At 64.8% G+C, this 3,441-nt stretch carries 1 protein-coding gene and 2 pseudogenes; all 3 read right to left on the reverse strand.

Annotated features, from left to right (window positions below; genetic code table 11):
- Positions 1-53: 53 nt before the first annotated feature.
- Entirely contained in the window at positions 54-2,072 is a 2,019-nt protein-coding gene (locus B2S33_RS21445) for a polysaccharide biosynthesis protein (RefSeq protein ID WP_023535319.1), read from the reverse strand.
- Between the two features lie 102 nt (positions 2,073-2,174).
- Positions 2,175-3,180, reverse strand: a pseudogene (locus B2S33_RS21450) (MraY family glycosyltransferase).
- Positions 3,177-3,441: pseudogene (locus B2S33_RS21455) on the reverse strand (hypothetical protein); the annotation flags it as partial. The pseudogenes B2S33_RS21450 and B2S33_RS21455, both read right to left, overlap by 4 nt.

Here is a 3,441-nt window from a genome sequence, read left to right on the forward strand (position 1 = left end):
GATGGGCCGCAAAGCGGCCCCGGGGCACCGAGCCCAATCGACGGCTCAAGCACTTACCGCTCCACCGGCCCCTGGCGACGCTGCAGGTAAACCCAGTCCACGATATCGCCCTGCGGCGAATACCCGTTCACCATCTCGCGCAGCAACTGCCGCACGCGGGTGAAGTCGTCCTCGGCCACCGCCGCCAGCAACAGCGTCAGCCCTTCGCGCAACCGTTCCCACGCCAGGTAGTCCTCGTTGGCCGCCATGATCATCGGGTGCGCGGTGGGGGATACGTCGTCGCCGATCAGCAGCTCCTCGTACAACTTCTCACCCGGCCGCAAACCCGTGAACTCGATGGCGATGTCGCCCTGAGGATTGGACGAGCTGCGCACGCTCAAGCCCGACAGGTGAATCATCTTCTCCGCCAGCTCGACGATGCGCACCGGCTCGCCCATGTCCAGCACGAACACATCCCCGCCCTGCCCCATGGCCCCGGCCTGCACCACCAGTTGCGCCGCCTCCGGGATGGTCATGAAGTAACGGGTGATCTTGGGGTGGGTAACCGTCAGCGGGCCACCTGTCTTGATCTGCTGGTGGAACAGCGGAATCACCGAACCGGACGAACCCAGCACGTTGCCGAAACGCACCATGGTGAAGCGGGTCTTGTTCACCCGCGCGATCTTGTTGCAATCGCCATACAGCACCGGCGCCGCTTCCCGGCTGAGCGCCTGCAGGATCAACTCGGACAGTCGCTTGGTGCTGCCCATCACATTGGTCGGGCGCACGGCCTTGTCGGTGGAGATCAGCACAAAGTTGGCCACCCCGGTCTGCAATGCCGCCTGGGCCGTGCACAAGGTGCCGTAGACGTTGTTGAGAATGCCTTCGGCGATGTTGTGCTCGACCATCGGCACATGCTTGTAGGCGGCTGCATGGTAGACGGTGTCCACGCGCCAGGTGCTCATCACATCGACCAAGTGTTGCTGGTTGCGCACCGAGCCCAGGATCGGCAGCAACTGCACCGACAGCGATTCGCGGGCCACGCGCTGCTCCAACTCGCTGAGGATGCTGTATAGGTTGAATTCGGCATGGTCCAGCAGCAGCAAGGTCTTGGGCCCAAGGCCGATGATCTGCCGGCACAGCTCGGCGCCAATGGAGCCGCCGGCACCGGTCACCAGCACCACCTGCTTGTGAATGCAGCGCTCCAGCAAGCCTTCCTGCGCGGGCACCGGGTCGCGCCCGAGCAGGTCGGCAATGTCCACGTCCTGAATATCGTCCACCTTTACCCGGCCAGTGGCCAGGTCGGCAAAGGCCGGCACGCTTCGCACGTGCAGGGGGTACGGTTCGAGCAGGGCGAGAATCTCTCGGCGCCGCGCACGGGTGGCCGACGGCAGTGCCAGCAACACCTCCTGGGCGCCGGTTTCCTTGAGCATCTGTTGCAGGTGCTTGGGCTTGTAGACCTGCAGCCCGGAGATGACCCGGTTGGCCAGGTCGCCGTCATCGTCGAGGAAGGCCACCGGGCGCATCACCCGGCCCATGCGCAACGCCGCCAGCAGCTGGTTGCCGGCGGTACCTGCACCATAGATGGCTACCTTGATCTGCCCGTCGTCGCGGTTGGCGAAAGGGATCTGATGGGCGCCGGTGAACCAGTCGCCCAGAAAATACTGGCGCATGATCAGGCGCAAGCCGCCGATGATCACCATGCTCAACCACCAGTAGTTGAAGATGATCGAGCGCGGTACCACCACCTCGTGGTTGCTGTACCAGTACACCACCACCGCCAGGATCAGCGAAGACAGGGTCACCGCCTTGATGATCGCCACCAGCGCATCGTTGCCGAAGTAGCGCATCACCGCCCGGTACATGCCGAAGCGGATAAACAAGGGGATGGCCACGCACGGCGCGGCCATGAACAGCCAGGTGTGCTCGACGATGGGGTTGTACATTTCCTCCACGCCTAGCCGCACGATGAACGACAGCCACAGCGCGAACCAGATGAGGGCAATGTCGGCACACACCTGGATCAGGCGTTTTTGCCGGCGTGACAGGGTGACCAGAAACTGCCGCAGCCTGTCGTTCTTCGCATTGCTCATCGGGTTTTCCTCATGGCTACGCCATCTTGTGAAAATGACCAGAGCGACTGCCGAACATACAGCCCTGTACAACCCTGATTGCGCCCGCCTTGCTGGAGCATGCTATTCCTTCTCCCCTGCCCGGTAGGCAACTGCCAACAGTATCAGAGGGGCATAGGCCACCAAGGTTCCGGTTGCCCCATCAAGTTTGAGCACCACGACGACCAACGCGACGGGCAGCAGCCAGCCCAGGTTGATGGCCGCCGCCGCCAGGCTCACCGGCCGGTGACGACCGTGGCGCCGCGAAGCGTACTGGTAGGCATGGCTGCGATGTGCTTCGTAGACCCTTTCACCGCGTAGCAAACGGCGCGCCAAGGTGAAGGTAGCGTCTACCACGAATACACCCAAAAGTATTAACCNNCCCCCAGAAGAGTAGCGGATCTATCCAACCTGCCACGATTGCCAGCAAACCCAGCACGATGCCAAGAAAACCACTGCCCGCATCGCCCATGAAGATGCGGGCAGGCGGGAAGTTCCAGATCAGGAAACCGGTGACGGTGGCGGCCAGCAGCAGCGGCAACCACGCAGCACCCGGCGCACCCGCCAGCCAGAACAGCACGGTGCCGCCCAGGCACACGCAAATGGCTTCGATGCTGGCAATGCCATCGATGCCGTCCATGAAGTTGTAGAGGTTCAACAGCCAGACCAGGTACAGCAGCCCCAGCGGCGCGGCTAGCCACAGAGCATGCAACGGCCAGCCGAACACGCTGATTGGCGGCAGACCACCCAGCCAGGCCAGCCCCCAGGCGGCTGCGGCGAAATGGCCCAGCAGGCGCCAGCGCGCGGCAATGTGCCCGTGGTCGTCCATGAACCCGATTACGGCCACCAGGCCCCCTGCCCCGAGGATGCCCACCAGCACCGACGGCGCCACGTACCCGGCCCAGCCCAGCACCAGCACACCGACCATGAAGGCCACGACGAAGGCCACCCCCCCGCCACGGGGCGTGGGCAAGGTGTGCGAGCTGCGGGCATTGGGGATGTCCAGCAGGCTGCGCGACAGCGCGTAGCGGCGCAGTGCCGCCGTCATCAGCCAGGTGGCGATGCCTGCCACGATGAGGATGGCGGTCATGGGCGGTGGTTCTCCTTGAAGGCGTGCGCGGTGGCGGCCAGGCCTTGCTCCAGCGTGTAGGGCGGTCGCCAGCCCAGCAGCTGGTGGTTCTTGGTGATGTCCACTTGCAGCGAGCCCAGCAGGCGCTGGGCCAGGTCACGTCGCCCCAGCAGCGCGGCGCCCGTTTGCAACAGCGCGGCGGGCACCGGCACCAGGCGGGCTGGACGGCCCAGCGCCCGGCCGAGGGCGCGCAGGCGGCCCCCGCCCCGGAAAAAGACCGCC

Source organism: Pseudomonas sp. UBA5568, from assembly GCF_002425525.1.
GTDB lineage: Bacteria > Pseudomonadota > Gammaproteobacteria > Pseudomonadales > Pseudomonadaceae > Aquipseudomonas > Aquipseudomonas fulva.